This window comes from Mycobacterium sp. IDUB_3 (assembly GCF_055419585.1).
Map to the genome: position 1 here is coordinate 1 of NZ_JBVAXZ010000001.1, position 19,382 is coordinate 19,382.

Annotated in this window: 1 protein-coding gene; it reads left to right on the forward strand. The window is 69.2% G+C overall.

What is annotated here, in order from left to right; translation table 11 throughout:
* A partial coding sequence (locus ACZYVJ_RS00005; RefSeq protein WP_463829119.1) for a non-ribosomal peptide synthase/polyketide synthase occupies positions 1-19,335 on the forward strand: 19,335 nt, incomplete at its 5' end.
* Positions 19,336-19,382 lie beyond the last annotated feature (47 nt).

Below are 19,382 nucleotides of genomic sequence, written 5' to 3' on the forward strand. Positions count from 1 at the left end.
TGGCTGAACCATCATCCGGGCTTGCCCCGGATGATCAATATGTATGGCATCACCGAGACGACGGTGCACGCGTCGTTCAGGGAGATCGTCGATGGAGACGTCGACAGCAACGTGAGCCCCATCGGGGTGCCGCTGGCGCATCTGGGGTTTTTTGTGCTGGACGGCTGGCTGCGGCAGGTGCCCGTCGGCGTGGTGGGTGAGCTGTACGTCGCCGGCGGTGGGTTGGCGACCGGTTATGTGGGTCGTCCGGGTCTGTCGGCTACGCGGTTCGTGGCCTGCCCGTACGGGGCTCCGGGTGCGCGGATGTACCGGACCGGCGACCTGGTCCGCTGGGGCGCCGACGGGCAGCTGCAATACCTCGGGCGTTCCGACGAGCAGGTCAAGGTGCGTGGGTATCGCATCGAGTTGGGCGAAATCCGCGCGGCGCTAAGCGATGTGGACGGCGTGGAGCACGCGGCGGTGATCGCCCGCGAAGATCGGGCCGGCGAGAAGCGTCTCGTCGGCTATGTGACTGGAGCCGCTGATCCGACCGACATTCGGGCCCGGTTGGGTCAGCGGCTCCCCACATATATGGTGCCCTCGGCGGTGGTGGTGCTTGACGCGCTGCCGCTGACGGTCAACGGCAAGCTGGACACTCGGGCGCTGCCCGCGCCGGAATACCAGGACGCCGACCGCTACCGGGCTCCGGTGAGCGCCATCGAGGAGATCCTGGCCGGCATCTACGCCCAGGTGCTGGGGGTGGAGCGCGTCGGTGTCGACGACTCCTTCTTCGACCTCGGCGGTGATTCGCTGTCGGCGATGCGCCTGATCGCGGCGGTGAACACCGCGCTGGATGCCGGGGTTTCGGTGCGGGCGCTGTTCGAGGCGCCCACGGTCGCCCAACTGGCGCCACGACTCGGCGATGGCGGTGTGCGCAGTCCCCGCGTGCTGGCGGGACCACGACCGGCGTTGGTGCCCTTGTCATTCGCGCAGTCCCGGTTGTGGTTCATCGACCAGTTGCAGGGACCCTCGCCGATGTACAACATGCCGGCGGCGCTGCGCATGCGCGGTCGATTGAACGTGGAGGCCCTGCATGCCGCGCTTGTCGATGTGGTGGCGCGCCATGAGAGCTTGCGCACGGTGTTTGCCGTCTCCGACGGGACACCGCGGCAGGTGGTGATACCCGCTGAGCGGGTGGACGTCGGGTGGGAAGTAGTTGATGCCGCCGGTTGGTCACCGGCACGAATGAAGGAGGCCGTTGATGTCGCAGCAACTTTCGCATTTGACCTCACAAGCGAAATACCCATACAAGCAAAGCTATTCCGTCGCGGCAATGACGAGCATGTGTTGGTGGCGGTGGTCCATCATATTGCTGCGGATGGTTGGTCGCTGAACCCACTCGTGCGCGATCTGGGGGTCGCGTACGCGGCTCGGTGCGAGGGCCGTGCGCCGGATTGGGCGCCGCTGCCGGTGCAGTATGTGGACTACACGCTGTGGCAGCGGGCCCAGTTCGGTGACCTGGACGACCCGGACAGCCCGATCGCCGGGCAGCTCGAATATTGGCATCGGGAGTTGGCCGGCTTGCCCGAACGCGGCGAGTTGCCGACCGATCGGCCGTATCCGGTGGTGGCCGATTACCGCGGGGCCAGCGTGGACATCGACTGGCCCGCGCAGCTACAGCAGCAGGTGCGTGCGGTGGCGCGGGCGCACAACGCCACCGAGTTCATGGTGATGCAGGCGGCTCTGGCGGTGCTCCTGGCCAAGCTCACCGCGAGTTCCGACGTGGCGGTGGGCTTTCCGATCGCCGGCCGGCGCGATACCGCTCTGGACGATCTGGTGGGCTTTTTCGTCAGCACCCTGGTGCTGCGCGTGGATGTGGGCGGCGATCCCAGCGTCGCCGACCTGTTGGCCCGGGTACGCCAGCGCAGCCTGGCCGCCTATGAAAACCAGGACGTGCCCTTCGAGTTACTCGTCGACCGTCTCAACCCCACCCGCTCCCTGGCGCATCACCCGCTGGTGCAGGTGATGCTGGCCTGGCAGAGCAACCACCCCACGGAGCTGAACTTGGGTGACCTGCAGGTCGTTGCCGAGCCAGTGCAGACCCGCACCGCCCGTATGGATTTGACGTTCTCGATGTTCGCCCGCTGGAGCGGCGACGGCCGGCCGGGCGGGATCGGCGGGACGGTCGAGTTTCGCACCGACGTGTTCGACGCGGACAGCATCCGCACCCTGACCGACCGGTTGCGGCGGGTGTTGGTCGCCATGACCGAGGACCCGCGCCGCCGACTCTCGTCAATCGATGTGCTCGAGAACAGCGAGTGCGAGCGACTGAGCGCGTGGGGTAATCAGTGCGCGTTGGGTCGGTCGGTGGCGCCGGTGTCGGTGGTGGGGTTGTTCGCCGCGCAGGTGTCCCGCACCCCGGACGCGGTGGCGCTGACGTTCGAGGACCGGTCGTGGACGTATCGCGAGCTTGACGAGGCGGCTAACCGGTTGGCGTGGGTGTTGGTTGAGCGTGGTGCCGGTCAGGGTGGGGTTGTGGCGCTGCTGTTTTCGCGTTCGGCGGAGGCGATCGTGTCGATCCTGGCGGTGTTGAAGTCCGGGGCGGCGTACCTGCCGATCGACCCCGCGCTGCCGGCCGCGCGCGTGGAGTTCATGCTCACCGATGCCGCGCCGGGAGTCGTGGTCACCACCGCGGATCTGGCCGGCAGGTTGGCCGGGTTCGACGGGGTGGTGATTGAGGTCGGCGATGCGGTGGTGGGGGGTCAGCCGAGCAGCGCGCCGCCGGGGCCTGCGCCGTCTGATGTGGCGCACATCATTTATACGTCGGGTACCACGGGTGCGCCCAAAGGTGTTGCGGTTAGCCATCATAACGTTGCGCAGTTGTTCGACGCGCTGGATCTCGGTATCGAGTTGTCGGCCGGGCAGGTGTGGACGCAGTTTCACTCTTATGCCTTTGACTTCTCGGTGTGGGAGATCTGGGGGGCGCTGTTGCACGGTGGGCGGTTGGTGGTGGTGCCCGATGCGGTGGCGCGTTCACCCGAGGAGTTGCATGCGTTGCTGGTGCGTGAGGGCGTCACGGTGTTGACCCAGACCCCGTCGGCGGCCTCGATGTTGTCCGCGGAGGGGCTGGACGGCATGGCGTTGGTGGTGGGTGCGGAGCCCTGCTCGCCCGAGCTGGTCGACCGCTGGGCGCCGGGGCGGGTGATGGTCAACGTCTACGGCCCCACCGAGACCACCATGTGGGTCTCCCACAGCGCGCCGCTGACCGCCGGGAGGGGCACACCGCCGATCGGTTCCCCGATATCGGGCGCCGCGCTGTGCGTCCTCGATGCATGGCTGCGCCCAGTGCCGGTCGGTGTGGTCGGGGAGCTCTACGTGGCCGGCGCCGGCGTGGGTGTCGGTTATCCGGGCCGGGCGGGGCTGTCGGCGTCGCGGTTCGTGGCCTGCCCCTTCGGGGTACCGGGCCAACGCATGTACCGGACCGGGGACCTGGTGCGGTGGGGGAAGGACGGTCAGCTGCGTTACCTTGGCCGGGCCGACGAGCAGGTCAAGATTCGTGGCTATCGCATCGAGCTGGGGGAAATCCGCACCGCACTAACCGAATTGGACGGCGTCGAGCAAGTCGCGGTCGTCGTCCGTGAAGACCGACCCGGCGACAGGCGCCTCGTCGGGTATGTGACTGGAGCCGCTGACCCCGCCGACATTCGGGCCCGGTTGGGTCAGCGGCTCCCCACCTACATGCTCCCGTCGACGGTGGTCGTGCTCGACGCGCTGCCGCGGACGGTCAACGGCAAGCTCGACACCCGCGCCCTGCCCGCCCCCGACTACCAGGGCGGCGACGGCTACCGCGCCCCGGAAACCGCCACCGAGGAGATCCTGGCCGCCATCTACGCCCGAGTGCTCGGCGTCGAACGCGTCGGGATCGACGACTCCTTCTTCCACCTCGGCGGCGACTCACTATCCGCGATGCGACTCATCACAGCAATCAACGCCGAACTGGATGCTGGCCTCACCGTCCGATCGCTGTTCGAGACGCCGACCGTCGCCCAGCTGGCGCCCCGAGTGGAGGCCGGCGTCGGTCGCCCGGACCGGTTGGTGCCCACCGACCGTCCGGCGTCGCTGCCGTTGTCGTTCGCCCAAACTCGGCTGTGGTTCATCGACCAATTCCAGGGGCCGTCGCCGGTGTACAACATGGCGGTCGCCCTGAAGCTCAACGGGCCGGTGGATACCGACGCGATGAGCGCCGCCCTGGGCGACGTGGTGACCCGCCACGAGAGCCTGCGTACGCTGTTCGTCGCGCCCGAAGGCACGCCCCAACAGGTGATCGTCCCGCCCGGGCGCAGCGACGTCGCCTGGCAGGTCATCGACGCCACACGCTGGCCGTCGTCGTGGCTGGCGGAGGCGACCCAGGACGCGGCGCGCTACACATTCGACCTCGCGAACGAAATCCCATTGCGGGCTTGGCTTTTCCAAACAGGCGACGACGAGCACGTCTTGGTCGCGGTGGTGCACCACATCGCCGCGGACGGATGGTCACTCACACCGCTGGTGCGCGATCTCGGGGTCGCTTATGCCAGCCGGTGCCAGGGTCGTGCGCCGGATTGGGCGCCGCTGGCGGTGCAATACGCGGACTACACGCTGTGGCAGCGGGCCCAATTCGGTGACCTGGATGACCCGGCCAGCCCCATCGCCGGGCAGCTCGCCCACTGGGAACATGCCCTCGCCGGCTTGCCTGAACGCGGCGAGTTGCCGACCGATCGGCCGTATCCGGTGGTGGCCGATTACCGCGGGGCCAGCGTGGACATCGACTGGCCGGCGCAGCTACAGCAACAAGTGCGTGCGGTGGCACGGGCGCACAACGCCACCGAGTTCATGGTCGTCCAGGCCGCCCTGGCTGTGCTGCTGGGCAAGCTCAGCGCGAGTTCCGATGTGGCGGTGGGCTTTCCGATCGCCGGCCGGAGTGATTCTGCGCTGGACGACGTGGTCGGGTTCTTCGTCAACACCCTGGTGCTGCGTGTGGACCTCGGCGGCGACCCCAGCATCGCTGAACTGTTGACCCGGGTACGGCAGCGCAGCCTGGCCGCCTACGAACACCAGGACGTGCCGTTCGAGGTACTGGTCGAACGACTCAACCCCACCCGCAACCTGGCGCACCACCCACTGGTCCAGGTGATGTTGGCCTGGCAGAACAACGATCCCGTCAACCTGACCCTCGGCGACGTGCAGGTCACGCCCCTGCCCCTGGAGACACAGGTTGCCCGGATGGATCTGGTCTGGTCGCTGGGCGAACGCTGGGACGACGACGGCCGGCCCGCCGGCATCGCGGGAACCGTGGAATTTCGCACCGACGTCTTCGATGCGGACGGCATCGAGACACTCGTCGCGCGATTGCGGCAGGTGCTGTCGGTCATGGCAGCCGACGCCGCCCGGCCGCTGTCGTCGATCGACATCCTCGACGAGGCGGAACACACCCGTCTCCATGAGATCGGCAACCGCGCGGTCTTGACCCGACCGTCGACCGGCTCGGTGTCGATCCCCGCGCTGTTCGCCGAACAGGTCGCTCGGACGCCGGGCGCCGTGGCGATCACCTACGGGCGGCAGTCGTGGAGCTACCGCGAGGTCGATGAATCGGCGAACCGGTTGGCGCACTTGCTGGTTGGTCGGCGCGCGGGCCCAGGCCAACGGGTGGCGGTGGTGATCCCGCGGTCGGCCGAAGCGATCGTGGCGATCCTGGCGACGCTCAAGACCGGCGCGGCGTACGTGCCGATCGACCCGGCCCTGCCGCCGGCCCGCATCGAACTCATGCTCACCGATGCCGCCCCGATCGCGACGATCAGCACCGCCGATTTCCACTCGGGCGCCGACATTTCGGGTCCGGTCATCAACATCGACGACCCCGAGGTGCGCACCCAGCCCGCCACCGGGCTGCCGGCGCCGACGGCGGACAATATCGCGTACATCATCTACACCTCGGGGACAACGGGCACTCCCAAGGGGGTCGCCGTCACCCACCACAACGTCACGCAACTGCTGCGGTCGGTGGATGCTCAGCTGGGCCTCGGGCAGGTCTGGAGCCAGTGCCATTCCCTGGCGTTCGACTTCTCTGTCTGGGAAGTCTTCGGTGCACTGCTGCGCGGCGGACGTCTCGTCGTCGTTCCCGACCAGGTCGTCCGATCGCCAGAAGATCTGCGCGCCTTACTGATTGCCGAACAAGTCAATGTCTTGAGCCAGACCCCGTCGGCGGTGGCGGCGCTGCCATCCGACGGCCTGGAATCCGTGGCACTGATCGTCGGCGGTGAGCCGTGCCCGCTGGAGGTGACGGATCGGTGGGCACCCGGACGCGTGATGGTCAACCAATACGGCCCGACCGAGACCACGATGTACGCGGCGATGACCGTGCCGCTGACCGCCGGTCTCGATTCGGTGCCGATCGGCTCGCCGGTGCCCGGCGCCGCGCTGTTCGTGCTGGATCACTGGCTGCGTCCGGTGCCGCCCGGCGTGGTGGGGGAGCTGTACATCGCGGGTCGCGGCGTCGCCGCCGGTTATCTGGGCCGGGCCGGCCTGACGGCGTCGCGGTTCGTCGCCTGCCCGTTCGGCGGGTCCGGTGCGCGCATGTACCGCACCGGGGACCTGGTGCGCTGGGGTGCGGACGCGCAGCTGGACTATCTCGGGCGCACCGACGAACAGGTCAAGATCCGCGGCTACCGCATCGAACTGGGCGAAATACACTCCGTGCTAACCGAATTGGAGGGCATCGAGCAGGCCGCGGTGATCGCCCGCGAAGATCACCCGGGCGCCGTGCGACTGGTGGGCTATGTCACCGGAACGGCCGACCCGTCCGAAGTGCGGTCGAAGGTCGCCGAACGGTTGCCGCCCTACATGGTGCCGGCCGCGGTCGTGACGCTCGATGCGCTGCCGCTGACGGTCAACGGCAAGCTCGACACCCGCGCCCTGCCGGCCCCGGACTACGGCATGAACGAGTACCGGGCGCCGGACGACGCGATCGAGGAGATCCTGGCCGGCATCTACGCCCAGGTGTTGGGGCTCGAACGGGTCGGCACCGACGATTCGTTCTTCGATCTGGGCGGGGACAGCATCTTGTCGATGCAGGTGGTGGCCCGCGCCCGCGCCGCCGGCGTAATGTGCCGACCGCGTGACGTTTTCGTCGAGCAGACGGTGGCCCGGCTGGCCCGCGCCGTCACGCTGGCCACCACCGAAGACGACGTGGCCGATGACGGGATCGGGCCGGTGGTGGCCACCCCCATCATGCGCTGGCTGCACGAGATGGACGGGCCGATCGAGCAGTTCAACCAGACCATGGTGCTGGCGACTCCGGCGGGGGTGGGCCAGGCCGACGCCCAGGTCGTGTTGCAGACGTTGCTGGATCGCCATCCCATGCTGCGCCTCCGCGTCGACGACGACGGTTCCGGCGGCTGGTCGCTGGAGGTTCCCGAGGCGGGCGCGGTGGACGCCCGCGCCTGCCTGCGGACCGTCGACGTGCTCTCCGATGCGGCGTTGAGGCAGGCTCGGTCGCGGCTGAACCCGGGTGCCGGGGTGATGGTGAGCGCGGTATGGGCCAGTGCGACAAATGAACTGGCTCTGGTCATTCACCACCTGGCCGTCGATGCCGTGTCGTGGCGGACCCTGATCGAGGACATCAACATCGTCTGGGCGCAGCACCACACCGGCCAGCCCATCGAGCTGCCCGCCGGTGGGACGTCGTTCGCACGCTGGTCGTCGCTGCTGGCGGACCATGCGCACAGCCCGGCGGTGCTCGACCAGGAAGACGCGTGGCGGCGGATCGCGCAGACGCCGGCGCTGCTGCCTACGGTCGAGCCCGAGGACACCTATGAGACGGCCGGACAGCTGTCGGCGTCGCTGGACGTCGAGACGACGCGGCAGCTGCTGGGGGAGGTGCCCGCGGCGTTTCACGCCGGGGTGCAAGACATCCTGCTGATCGCCTTCGGGATGGCATTCACCGAATTCCTGGGGACGGCGGCGCCCATCGGCATCGATATCGAGGGCCACGGGCGCGGCGAGGAGCTGGGCCCGCACGTCGATCTGTCGCGCACGGTCGGCTGGTTCACCGCCAAGCATCCGGTGGCCCTGAAGGTCGGGACGCTGGACTGGGGACGCGTGGTGGCCGGTGAGGCCGCACTGGGTGCGTTGATCAAGGACGCCAAGGAGCAACTGCGCGCCCTGCCGGACGGCGTGAGCTATGGCTTGCTGCGCTACCTGAATCCCCAACCCGGGCTCGATGTTTCGGATCCCGTCATCGGGTTCAACTATCTGGGCCGGCTCGGTGGCGGCGTCGCCGAGTTGTCCGACGACTTGTGGCGGCTGAGCCCGAACAGTCCGTCGTTGAGTTCCGCGGCCGCCGCGCTGGGACTGCCGTTGCCGCACACGGTGGAGCTCAACGCCGGCACCATGGACACCGAGGACGGCCCGCACCTGCAGGCGAATTGGACGTGGGCGGCCTCGGCCCTGACCCACGACCAGGTAATGCGGTTGAGCCAGTTGTGGTTTGAGGCGCTGGCCGGAATCTGCGCCCATGTCCGCCGCGGCGGCGGCGGCCTGACCCCGTCCGACATCACCCCCGCCCGCCTGACCCAGCAGCAGATCGACCAACTCGAGCGGCGATACGACGTCGCCGACATCTTGCCGCTCACCCCGCTGCAGCAGGGACTGCTGTTCCATGCGACGGCCACCCAGGGCAGCGCCGACGTGTACGCGGTCCAGCTGACCATCACACTGCGCGGCGCCCTCGATTCGCACCGACTGCATCGAGCGCTGCACACCGTCGTCACCCGCCACCCCAACCTGGCGGCCCGGTTTGAATCCGAATTCGGCGACCCCGTGCAGATATTCCCCGCCGCACCGGACCTCGCCTTCCAGTACGTCGAGATCCACGACGGCGACAGCGAGGAGGGGGTACAGCGGCTGTGCGCCGCCGAGCGCGTCGCGGCGCGAAACCTCGGTGACGAACCGCCGTTGCGGGCCGCGATGATCCGCACCGCGGGCGACGAATACCGGTTCGTCCTCACCGTCCACCACATCGTGATGGACGGCTGGTCGCTCCCGGTCCTGCTACAGGAAATCTTCGCCTGCTATTACGGGTCGCGGTTGCCCGCGGTGATGCCCTATCGAGGCTTCGTCACCTGGCTGGCCGACCGAGACGTGCCCGCCGCCCGCCTGGCGTGGCGCGACGCGCTCGACGGCTTCGACACCCCTACCCTGGTGGCACCCGCGGGACGCATAGAGCTCGGGCCGCGCGGCGTGGCCGCGCTGCAGCTGTCCGCGGAAACCACCCGGGCGCTAAGCGAACTCGCGCGTTCCCGCCGCACCACCGTGAACACGGTGCTGCAGGGCGCATGGGCGCAGCTGCTGATGTTGCTGACCGGACAGCGCGACGTCGCCTTCGGCACCGCCGTCTCGGGCCGGCCGGCCGATCTGCCCGGAGCCGAATCCATGGTGGGTCTGTTGATCAACACGGTCCCGGTGCGCGCACGCGTCACCGCGACCACCACCGTCGCCGAGTTGCTGGATCAGCTGCAACGCGCCCACAACGACACCATCGAGCACCAGCACTTGGCGCTCAACGAGATTCACCGCATGACCGGGCACGACCAGCTGTTCGACACCCTGCTGGTGTACGAGAACTATCCCGTCGACGCCGCCACGCTCTCGGCGGCCAGTGACCTGACCGCCACCGCATTCACCAGCCACGAATACAACCATTACCCGCTGTCGCTGCAGGCCGTGCCGGGCGACGAACTAAGCCTGCGTGTCGAATTCGAAACCGACGTGTTCGACCCGGCCGACATCGACAAGCTGACCGCACGGCTGCGACGGCTCCTGGTGGCCATGGCGGCCGACCCTTCCCGGCCCCTGGCGGCGCTGGACGTGCTCGACGCCCCGGAGCAGGCCGAGCTGGCGCGGTGGGGGAATCGGCCGGCGTTGGCCGAGCGGGCAAGCGCGGCGTCACTCCCGGAGCTGTTCGCCGCGCAGGTGACCCGCGTCCCCGGCACGGTCGCGGTGACCTGCGGGGAACGCTCGATGACGTATCGCGAACTCGATGAGGCGTCGAACCGCCTGGCGCACCTGCTGATCGAGTGCGGCGTCAGCGCGGGAGACGTTGTGGCGCTGCTGTTTTCCCGGTCAGTCGAGGCGATCGTAGCCATGCTGGCGGTCTTGAAGGCCGGGGCGGCGTATCTGCCGATCGACCCGGCGCTGCCGGCGTCGCGGATCGGGTTCATGATCGATGACGCCGTACCCTCCGCCGCGCTCAGCACGACAGATCTGCGGCCCCGGCTGGCCGGCTTCGGCCTGCCGGTCATCGAGGTCGACGGCACCGCCGCGCAGGACCACCCCGGCACCGCGTTGCCGGCGCCGGCACCCGAGAACGTCGCCTATGTCATCTACACCTCGGGCACCACCGGCGTCCCGAAAGGCGTTGCCGTCACCCACCGCAACGTCACCCCACTACTGGAATCACTGCGCGCGCCGCTGCCCGGGGCGGGCGTGTGGTCGCAGTGCCATTCGTACGGCTTCGACGTGTCGATCCAGGAGATCTGGGGCGCCCTGGCCGGCGGTGGCCGGCTGGTCATCGTGCCCGAGTCGGTGACCCGCTCACCGGATGAGCTGCACGCCTTGCTGATCGACGAGCACGTCAGCGTGCTCAGCCACACCCCGTCGGCGCTGGCGGCACTGTCACCGCACGACCTGGACACCGCGCTGATCATCGGTGGTGAGCCCTGTCCGCCTGTCCTCGCCGACCAGTGGGCCCCACGGCGGGTGATGATCAACGCCTACGGCCCCACCGAAACCACCGTGGACGCGGTCCTCAGCGCGCCGCTGGCCGCGGGCGCGGGAGCTCCGCCGCTCGGCTCGCCGGTATCCGGGGCGGCCTTGTTCGTGCTGGACGGGTGGCTGCGGCCGGTGCCCGCCGGCGTGGTCGGCGAGCTGTACGTGGCCGGTGCGGGCGTGGCCGTCGGTTACGCCCGCCGGGCCGGCCTGACCGCGTCGCGGTTCGTGGCCTGCCCGTTCGGCGACGGTGCGCGCATGTACCGGACCGGAGACCTGGTGCGTTGGGCCCGGGACGGGCAGCTGCACTACGTCGGGCGCGCCGACGATCAGATCAAGATCCGCGGCCATCGCATCGAGCTCGGTGAAATACGCGGTGCCCTAGCCAAATTGGATGGCGTCGGCCAGGCGGTGGTGATCGCCCGCGAGGACCGGCCCGGCCACAAACGGCTCGTCGCCTACGTCACCGGGACCGCCGACGCGGCCGAAGTCCGCAGCCGGCTCGCCGAGCGGCTGCCGGCGTACATGGTGCCGGCCGCGGTGGTGGCCATCGAGGCATTACCGTTGACGCCCAACGGCAAACTGGACGCCCGCGCGCTCCCGGCACCCGAATACACCGCCGGTGAGTATCGGACCCCGTCCACCCCAACCGAGGAAATCCTGGCCGGCATCTACGCCCAGGTGTTGGGACTCGAGCGGGTCGGCGCCGACGATTCGTTCTTCGATCTGGGCGGCGACTCGCTGTCGGCGATGCGGTTGATCGCCACGATCAACACCACGCTCGATGCCCATGTCGGCGTCCGGATGTTGTTCGAGGCACCCACGGTTGGCCAGTTGGCGTCGCGCGTCGGCGCGGCCGGCGACACGCTCGACGGTGTGGTGGCGCACGAGCGGCCCGCGGTGGTGCCGCTGTCGTTCGCCCAATCGCGGTTGTGGTTCATCGACCAGTTGCATGGCCCGTCCCCGGTGTACAACATGGCGGCGGCGTTGCGGCTGAGCGGACGCCTGGACGCCACCGCCCTCGGGGCGGCACTGCGAGACGTCGTCGCGCGCCACGAAAGTCTGCGCACGGTGTTCGCCGCCGTCGAGGGCGTACCCCAGCAGGTGGTGCTGGCCCCCGAGCGAGCCGACGTCACGTGGCGGCCCATCGAGGCCACCGGCTGGTCGCCGGCCCGGCTGGAGGACGCCATCCGCGACGCGGCGCGGCACACGTTCGACCTGGCAACCGAAACTCCCCTGCGCGCACAGCTTTTCCGCATCGACGACGAGGAGCACGTCCTGGTGGCCGTGGTCCATCACATCGCCGCAGACGGGGGATCGCTGGCGCCGCTGGTGCGCGATTTGACGGTGGCATATGCCAGTCGCGCGGTCGGCGACGCCCCGGACTGGGCGCCGTTGCCGGTGCAGTATGTCGACTACACGCTGTGGCAGCGCGCCCAATTCGGTGACCTGGAAGATCCGGAGAGCCCGATCGCCGCGCAGCTGGCGTACTGGGAACAGGAGCTGGCCGGGCTGCCCGAGCGCCTCGAGTTGCCCACCGATCGGCCGTATCCGTTGGTGGCGGACTACCGCGGGGCGAGTGTGGCGGTGGATTGGCCGGCCGAGTTGCAGCAGCGGGTGCGCGCGGTGGCCAATGCCCACAACGCGACGAGCTTCATGGTGGTGCAGGCCGCGCTGGCGGTACTGCTGGCCAAGATCGGCGCGAGTTCGGATGTGGCGGTTGGGTTCCCGATCGCCGGACGGCGTGATCCGGTGCTGGACGACGTGGTCGGCTTCTTCGTCAACACCCTGGTGTTGCGTGTCGAGGTGGGTGGAGATCCGACCATCGCCGAAATCCTGGCGCAGGTTCGCCGACGCAGCCTGGCCGCCTACGAACATCAGGATGTGCCCTTCGAGGCCCTGGTGGAGCGACTGAACCCCACCCGCAGCCTGGCGCATCATCCGCTGGTGCAGGTCATGTTGGCCTGGCAGAACAACGAGCCGACCGACCTGAGCCTCGGTGACGTGCGGGTGACCCCGGTGCCGGTCGATATCCGCACCGCCCGTACCGACTTGGCGTGGTCGCTGGCCGAGCGCTGGACCTTCGACGGGCAGCCCGGCGGGATCGGCGGAGCGGTGGAGTTCCGCACCGACGTCTTCGACACAGCCACCATCGAGGCGTTGATCGACCGTTTGCAGTGGGTGCTGGACGCGATGACCGCCGACCCCACCCGGCGACTGTCGTCGATCGTTGTGCTCGGCGCCGACGAGCGCGCCCGCCTCGACGCGATCGGCAACCGCGCGACCCTGTCCCGGCCCCGCGTGGAACCTCCGTCGATTCCGGCGTTGTTCGCCGACCAGGTGGCGCGCAGCCCGCACGCGGTGGCGCTGACGTGGCACGGCCGCTCAACGACCTATCAGGAGCTCGACGAGTCGGCAAACCGGCTGGCGCACCGGATCATTGACGAGGGCGCAGGGCCCGGGCAATGCGTGGCGGTGCTGATGGAGCGCTGCGCGCAGGCCGTCGCCGCGCTCCTTGCGGTGCTCAAGACGGGGGCGGCCTACCTGCCGATCGACCCCGCGACCCCACAGAACCGGGTCGGGTTCATGCTCACCGACGCCGGGCCGATCGCCGCGATCACCACCAGCGACCTGCGGTCGCGCCTGGACGGGTACGACGTGGCGGTCATCGACATCGACGACCCCGCCGTGCAGACCCGGGCCGGCAGCGCAGTGCCTGCGCCGGCGGCCGCGAACGTCGCCTACGTCATCTACACCTCCGGCACGACCGGGACCCCCAAGGGTGTCGCGGTCACCCACCGCAACGTCACCGAGCTGCTGGCGTCCCTGCACGGCCGGCTCGGATCGACGACCGGGGTGTGGAGCCAATGCCATTCGCTGGCGTTCGACTTCTCGGTGTGGGAGATCTTCGGCGCGCTGCTCGGGGGCGGAAGGCTGCTGGTCGTGCCCGACGATGTGGTGCGCTCGCCGGAAGACCTGCGCGCCGTGCTGATTGACGAAGACGTCAGCGTCCTCAGCCAGACCCCGTCGGCGTTCTTCGCGCTGCAGGGCGCCGACGCCCCGCGGTCGGGTCGCCGGCTCAACCCGCACACCGTGGTGTTCGGCGGCGAGGCGCTGGTTCCCCCGCGCCTGGGTAAATGGATGCACAACCACCCGCGACGCCCGCGACTGATCAACATGTACGGCATCACCGAGACGACGGTGCACGCCTCGTTCCGCGAGATCGTCGACGCCGACCTCGACGGCCATGTCAGCCCCATCGGAAAACCGTTGGCGCATCTCGGTTTCTTCGTGCTGGACGCGTGGTTGCGGCCGGTGCCCGCCGGCGTGGCGGGCGAGTTGTACGTGGCCGGCGCCGGCGTGGCCGCCGGCTATCTGGGCCGGGCCGGCTTGACGGCGTCGCGGTTTGTGGCCTGCCCGTTCGGCGGCGACGGGGTGCGCATGTATCGGACCGGCGATGTGGTGCGTTGGGGCCCCGATGGGCAGCTGCAATATGTCGGGCGCGCCGACGAGCAGGTCAAGGTCCGTGGCTATCGCATCGAGCTTGGTGAAATCCAGAGCGCGATAACCGGATTGGAAGGCGTGGCCCAGGCGGTGGTGATCGTCCGCGAGGACCGGCCGGGCGACAAGCGGCTGGTCGGGTATGTCACCGGGGCCGCCGATCCGGCCGAGGTACGTGCCCAGCTGGCCGAACGGTTACCGGCCTACCTGGTGCCGGCCGCGGTGGTGGCCATCGAGGCATTGCCGTTGACGCCCAACGGCAAACTCGACACCCGCGCCTTGCCCGCGCCGGACTACCACGGCATCGATGAGTACAGCGCCCCGGCCACCGCCGTCGAGCGGACCATGGCCGACATCTACGCCCACGTGCTGGGTGTCGACCGCGTCGGGATCGATGACTCCTTCTTCGACCTCGGTGGCGACTCGCTGTCGGCGATGCGGCTGGTCGCCGAGGTCAACACCAATCTCGATGCCCGCCTTGGTGTTCGGGCCCTGTTCGAAGCGCCCACCATCCGGCGGCTGGCGGCGCGCCTCGGCGCCGACGGGGGAGATCGCCTGCCGCTGGTGGCCGGTGCGCGGCCGGAGGTGGTGCCCCTGTCGTTCGCGCAGTCGCGGTTGTGGTTCATCGGCCAATTGCATGGACCGTCACCGGTGCACAACATGGCGATCGCCCTGCGGTTGCACGGGCGTCTGGATGGCGAGGCATTCGGCGCCGCGCTGGCCGACGTGGTGGCCCGGCACGAAAGTCTGCGCACCCTCTTCCCGGCGCACGAGGGCATACCTCGGCAGCTGGTGGTCGAGGTGGACGACGCCGACTTTGGTTGGCAGATCAGCGATGCGCGCGGGTGGTCCTCCGCCCGGCTGGGCAAGGCCATCGACACCGCGGTCGGGCACCGCTTCGACCTGGCCACCGAGCTTCCGTTGCGGGCACTGCTGTTCCGGCTCAGTGACCACGAGTACCTGTTGGTGGCTGTGCTGCACCACATCGCCGCCGACGGCTGGTCGCTGACGCCGCTGGTGCGGGATCTGGGCGAGGCCTATGCCAGCCGGGTGGTCGGGGACGCCCCGGACTGGGTGCCGCTGCCGGTGCAGTATGTCGACTACACGCTGTGGCAGCGCGCGCAATTCGGCGAATTGCAGGATCCACACAGCCTGATCGCCGGGCAGTTGCGGTACTGGGAGCACACCCTGGCCGGGATGCCCGAACGGCTGGAATTGCCGACCGATCGGCCGTATCCGTTGGTGGCCGATTTCGGCGGGGCGAGTGTGGCCGTGGATTGGCCGGCCGAGTTGCAGCAGCGGGTGCGCGCGGTGGCCAATGCCCACAATGCGACGAGCTTCATGGTGGTGCAGGCCGCGCTGGCGGTACTGCTGGCCAAGGTCAGTGCGACTTCGGATGTGGCGGTTGGGTTCCCGATCGCCGGACGGCGCGATCCGGCGCTGGACGACGTGGTCGGCTTCTTCGTCAACACCCTGGTGTTGCGCGTCGACCTGGCCGGTGATCCCACCATCGCCGAGGTGCTGGCGCAGGTTCGCGCGCGCAGCCTGGCCGCCTACGAACATCAGGACGTGCCCTTCGAGGTCCTCGTGGAACGGCTCAACCCCACCCGAAGCCTGGCGCATCATCCGCTGGTGCAGGTCATGCTGGCCTGGCAGAATACCGACTCGGTCGACCTGACCCTGGGCGATGTGCGGGTGACCCCGTTGCCGGTCGACACCCGCACCGCCCGAATGGATCTCGCGTGGTCGCTGGCCGAGCGCTGGACCTCCGACGGGCAGCCCGGCGGGATCGCCGGAGCGGTGGAGTTCCGCACCGACGTGTTCGACAGGGCCACCATCGAGGCGCTGATCACCCGGCTGCACCGGGTGCTGACGGCCATCGCCACCGACCCCGCCCTGCGGTTGTCGTCGATCGATGTGCTCGGCGCCGACGAGCACGCGCGCCTCGACGCCATCGGCAACCGTGCGGTGCTGACGCGCCCGCCGCACCGGCCCGCGTCGATCCCGGAGGTGTTCGCCGGACACGTCGCGCGCACCCCCGAGGCCGTGGCCATCCGCTACGGAGCGTGCTCGTGGACCTACCTCGAACTCGAGGAGCAGGCGAACCGGTTGGCGCACTTGCTCGTTGACCGCGGCGCGGCGCCAGGGCGGTGCGTGGCGCTGCTGCTCGAACGCTCGGCCAGGGCCGTCGCCGCGATCCTGGCCGTGCTCAAGACGGGCGCCGCGTATGTGCCGATCGACCCGGCCCTGCCGGCGGCCCGCGTCGAGTTCATGCTCACCGACGCCGCGCCGACGGCGGTGCTCACCACCGCCGAGTTGCGTTCGCGGATAGGCGATTCCGGACCGCTCGTCATCGACATCGACGATCCGGCAATCCAGGACCGGCCCACGACGGCGCTGCCGGCACCGGCACCGCATGACGTCGCCTACACGATCTACACCTCGGGCACCACCGGGGTTCCCAAGGGCGTGGCGGTCACCCACCACAACGCCACCCAACTGTTCGCCTCGCTGGGTGCCGCCGGTCTGCCTGCGGCACCGGGCAAGGTGTGGGGCCAGTGCCATTCGCTGGCGTTCGACTTCTCGGTGTGGGAGATCTTCGGCGCGCTGCTGCACGGCGGACGGGTGCTGGTGGTGTCCGACGAGGTGGTGCGCTCGCCGAAAGACTTGCACGCCTTGCTGGTTGCGGAGAACGTCGACATGCTGACCCAAACACCGTCCGAGGCGGGGATGCTGGCCACCGACGGCCTGGACTCGACGGTGTTGGCCGTCGCGGGTGAAGCCTGCCCGACCGAACTGGTGGACCGCTGTGCTCCCGGACGTGTGATGGTCAACGTCTATGGCCCCACCGAGATCACCATCGTGGCGGCAGTCAGCGCGCCGCTGATCCCGGGCCCCGAGGTGCCGCCGATCGGTTCGCCGCTGTCCGGCGCCGCCTTGTTCGCGCTCGACGGGTGCTTGCAACCGGTGCCCGTGGGGGTGGTCGGCGAGTTGTACGTGGCCGGCGCCGGCGTGTCCGTCGGCTACCTGGGCCGGCCCGATTTGACCTCGTCGCGGTTCGTGGCGTGCCCGTTCGGCGGGACGGGTGCGCGCATGTATCGCACCGGTGACCTGGCGTGGTGGGGCAGCGACGGGCAACTGCGCTACGTCGGGCGCGCCGACGAGCAGGTCAAAATCCGCGGGTACCGCATCGAACTCGGCGAGATCCAGGCCGCGCTGGCCGCGCTGGACGGCGTGGACCGGGCGCTGGTGATCGCCCGCGAGGACCGCCCCGGCGACAAGCGACTGGTGGGATACCTCACCGGAACGGCCAACCCGGCCGAGATCCGCACCCTGCTGGCCGAGCGGCTGCCCGCCTACATGGTGCCGGCTGCGGTGGTGGTGTTGCCGGCGCTGCCGTTGACGCCCGGCGGCAAACTCGACACCCGCTCGCTTCCGGCGCCCGATTACCAGGGCACCGACGACTACCTTGCTCCGGCCACCGCGGTCGAGGAGATCCTGGCCTGGCTCTACGCCCAGGTGCTGGGCCTGGAACGGGTCGGAGTCCAGGAGTCGTTCTTCGACCTGGGCGGGGATTCGCTGTCGGCGATGCGCCTGGTCGCCGCGATCTACAACGCCCTCGACATCCACCTGCCGGTACGCGCCGTCTTCGAGGCGCCGTCGGTGCGCGCTCTGAGCCAGCAGCTCAACGGCGATCACGGTGCGGCAGAAGGCCTTCGGGCCGACTTCGCATCCGTGCACGGTCGCGACGCGACCGAGGTGTACGCCAGTGATCTCACGCTGGACAAGTTCATCGACGCCCCGACGCTGTCCGGCGCGCCGGCGCTGCCGGGCCCGGGCACACAGGTGCGCACGGTCCTGCTGACCGGGGCCACCGGCTTCCTCGGCCGGTACCTGGTGTTGCAGTGGCTTGAACGGCTGGAACTGGCCGACGGAAAGTTGATCTGTCTGGTGCGGGCGACCTCGGATGAGAATGCGCGGCGCCGCCTCGAAAAGGCCTTCGACAGCGGCGATCCGGCGCTGCTGCGGTACTTCCACGAACTCGCCGACGACCATCTCGAGGTCATCGCCGGCGACAAGGGACGGGCCGATCTCGGTGTGGACGAACAAACCTGGCAGCGGCTGGCCGGCACCGTCGACCTGATCGTGGACTGTGCGGCCGTGGTCAACGGGGTGCTGCCCTACAGCGAGCTGTTCGCCCCCAACGTGGTGGGAACCGCCGAGCTGATCCGGTTGGCGCTGACCACCAAACTCAAGCCGTACACGTACGTCTCGACGGCCAGCGTCGGCGACCAGATCGACCCCTCGGCGTTCACCGAGGACGCCGACGTCCGGACGGCCGGGCCGATCCGCACCATCGACGGCAGCTACGGCAACGGCTACGGCAACAGCAAGTGGGCGGGCGAGGTGCTGCTCCGGGAGGCCAACGACCTGTGCGGGCTGCCGGTTTCGGTGTTCCGCTGCGACATGATCCTGGCCGACACCACTTACGCCGGCCAGCTGAACCTGTCGGACATGTTCACCCGGATGGTGCACAGCGTGGTCGCCAGCGGGGTCGCACCGCGCTCGTTCTACGAGCTCGACGCGCAGGGCAACCGGCAGCGCGCGCACTTCGACGCCCTGCCGGTCGAGTTCGTCGCCGAGGCGATCTGCACGCTGGGCGCCCAGGTGCTGGACGGGTTCGAGACCTATCACGTGATGAACCCGCACGACGACGGCATCGGGCTCGACGAGTACGTCGACTGGGTCATCGACGCGGGTTACCCGGTGCAGCGCATCGACGACTTCACCGAGTGGTTGCACCGGATGGAGGCCGCCCTGCACGCGTTACCGGAACGGCAACGCCACCAGTCGGTGCTGCAGCTGCTGCAGTTGCGCAACGCCCAGCACGTGCCGCCGGCGGACCCCACTCGCGGGTGCCTGGCGCCGACGGACGGTTTCCGCGCCGCGGTGCAAGAAGCCAAAATCGGCCCCGATAACGACATCCCGCAGATAAGTCCGGCGGTGATCGTCAAATACATCACCGACCTGCAACTGCTCGGTCTGCTGTGAAATACCCTGGGCAGTAACGTATTTCGGCGCGAAATCGCCACTTCGTC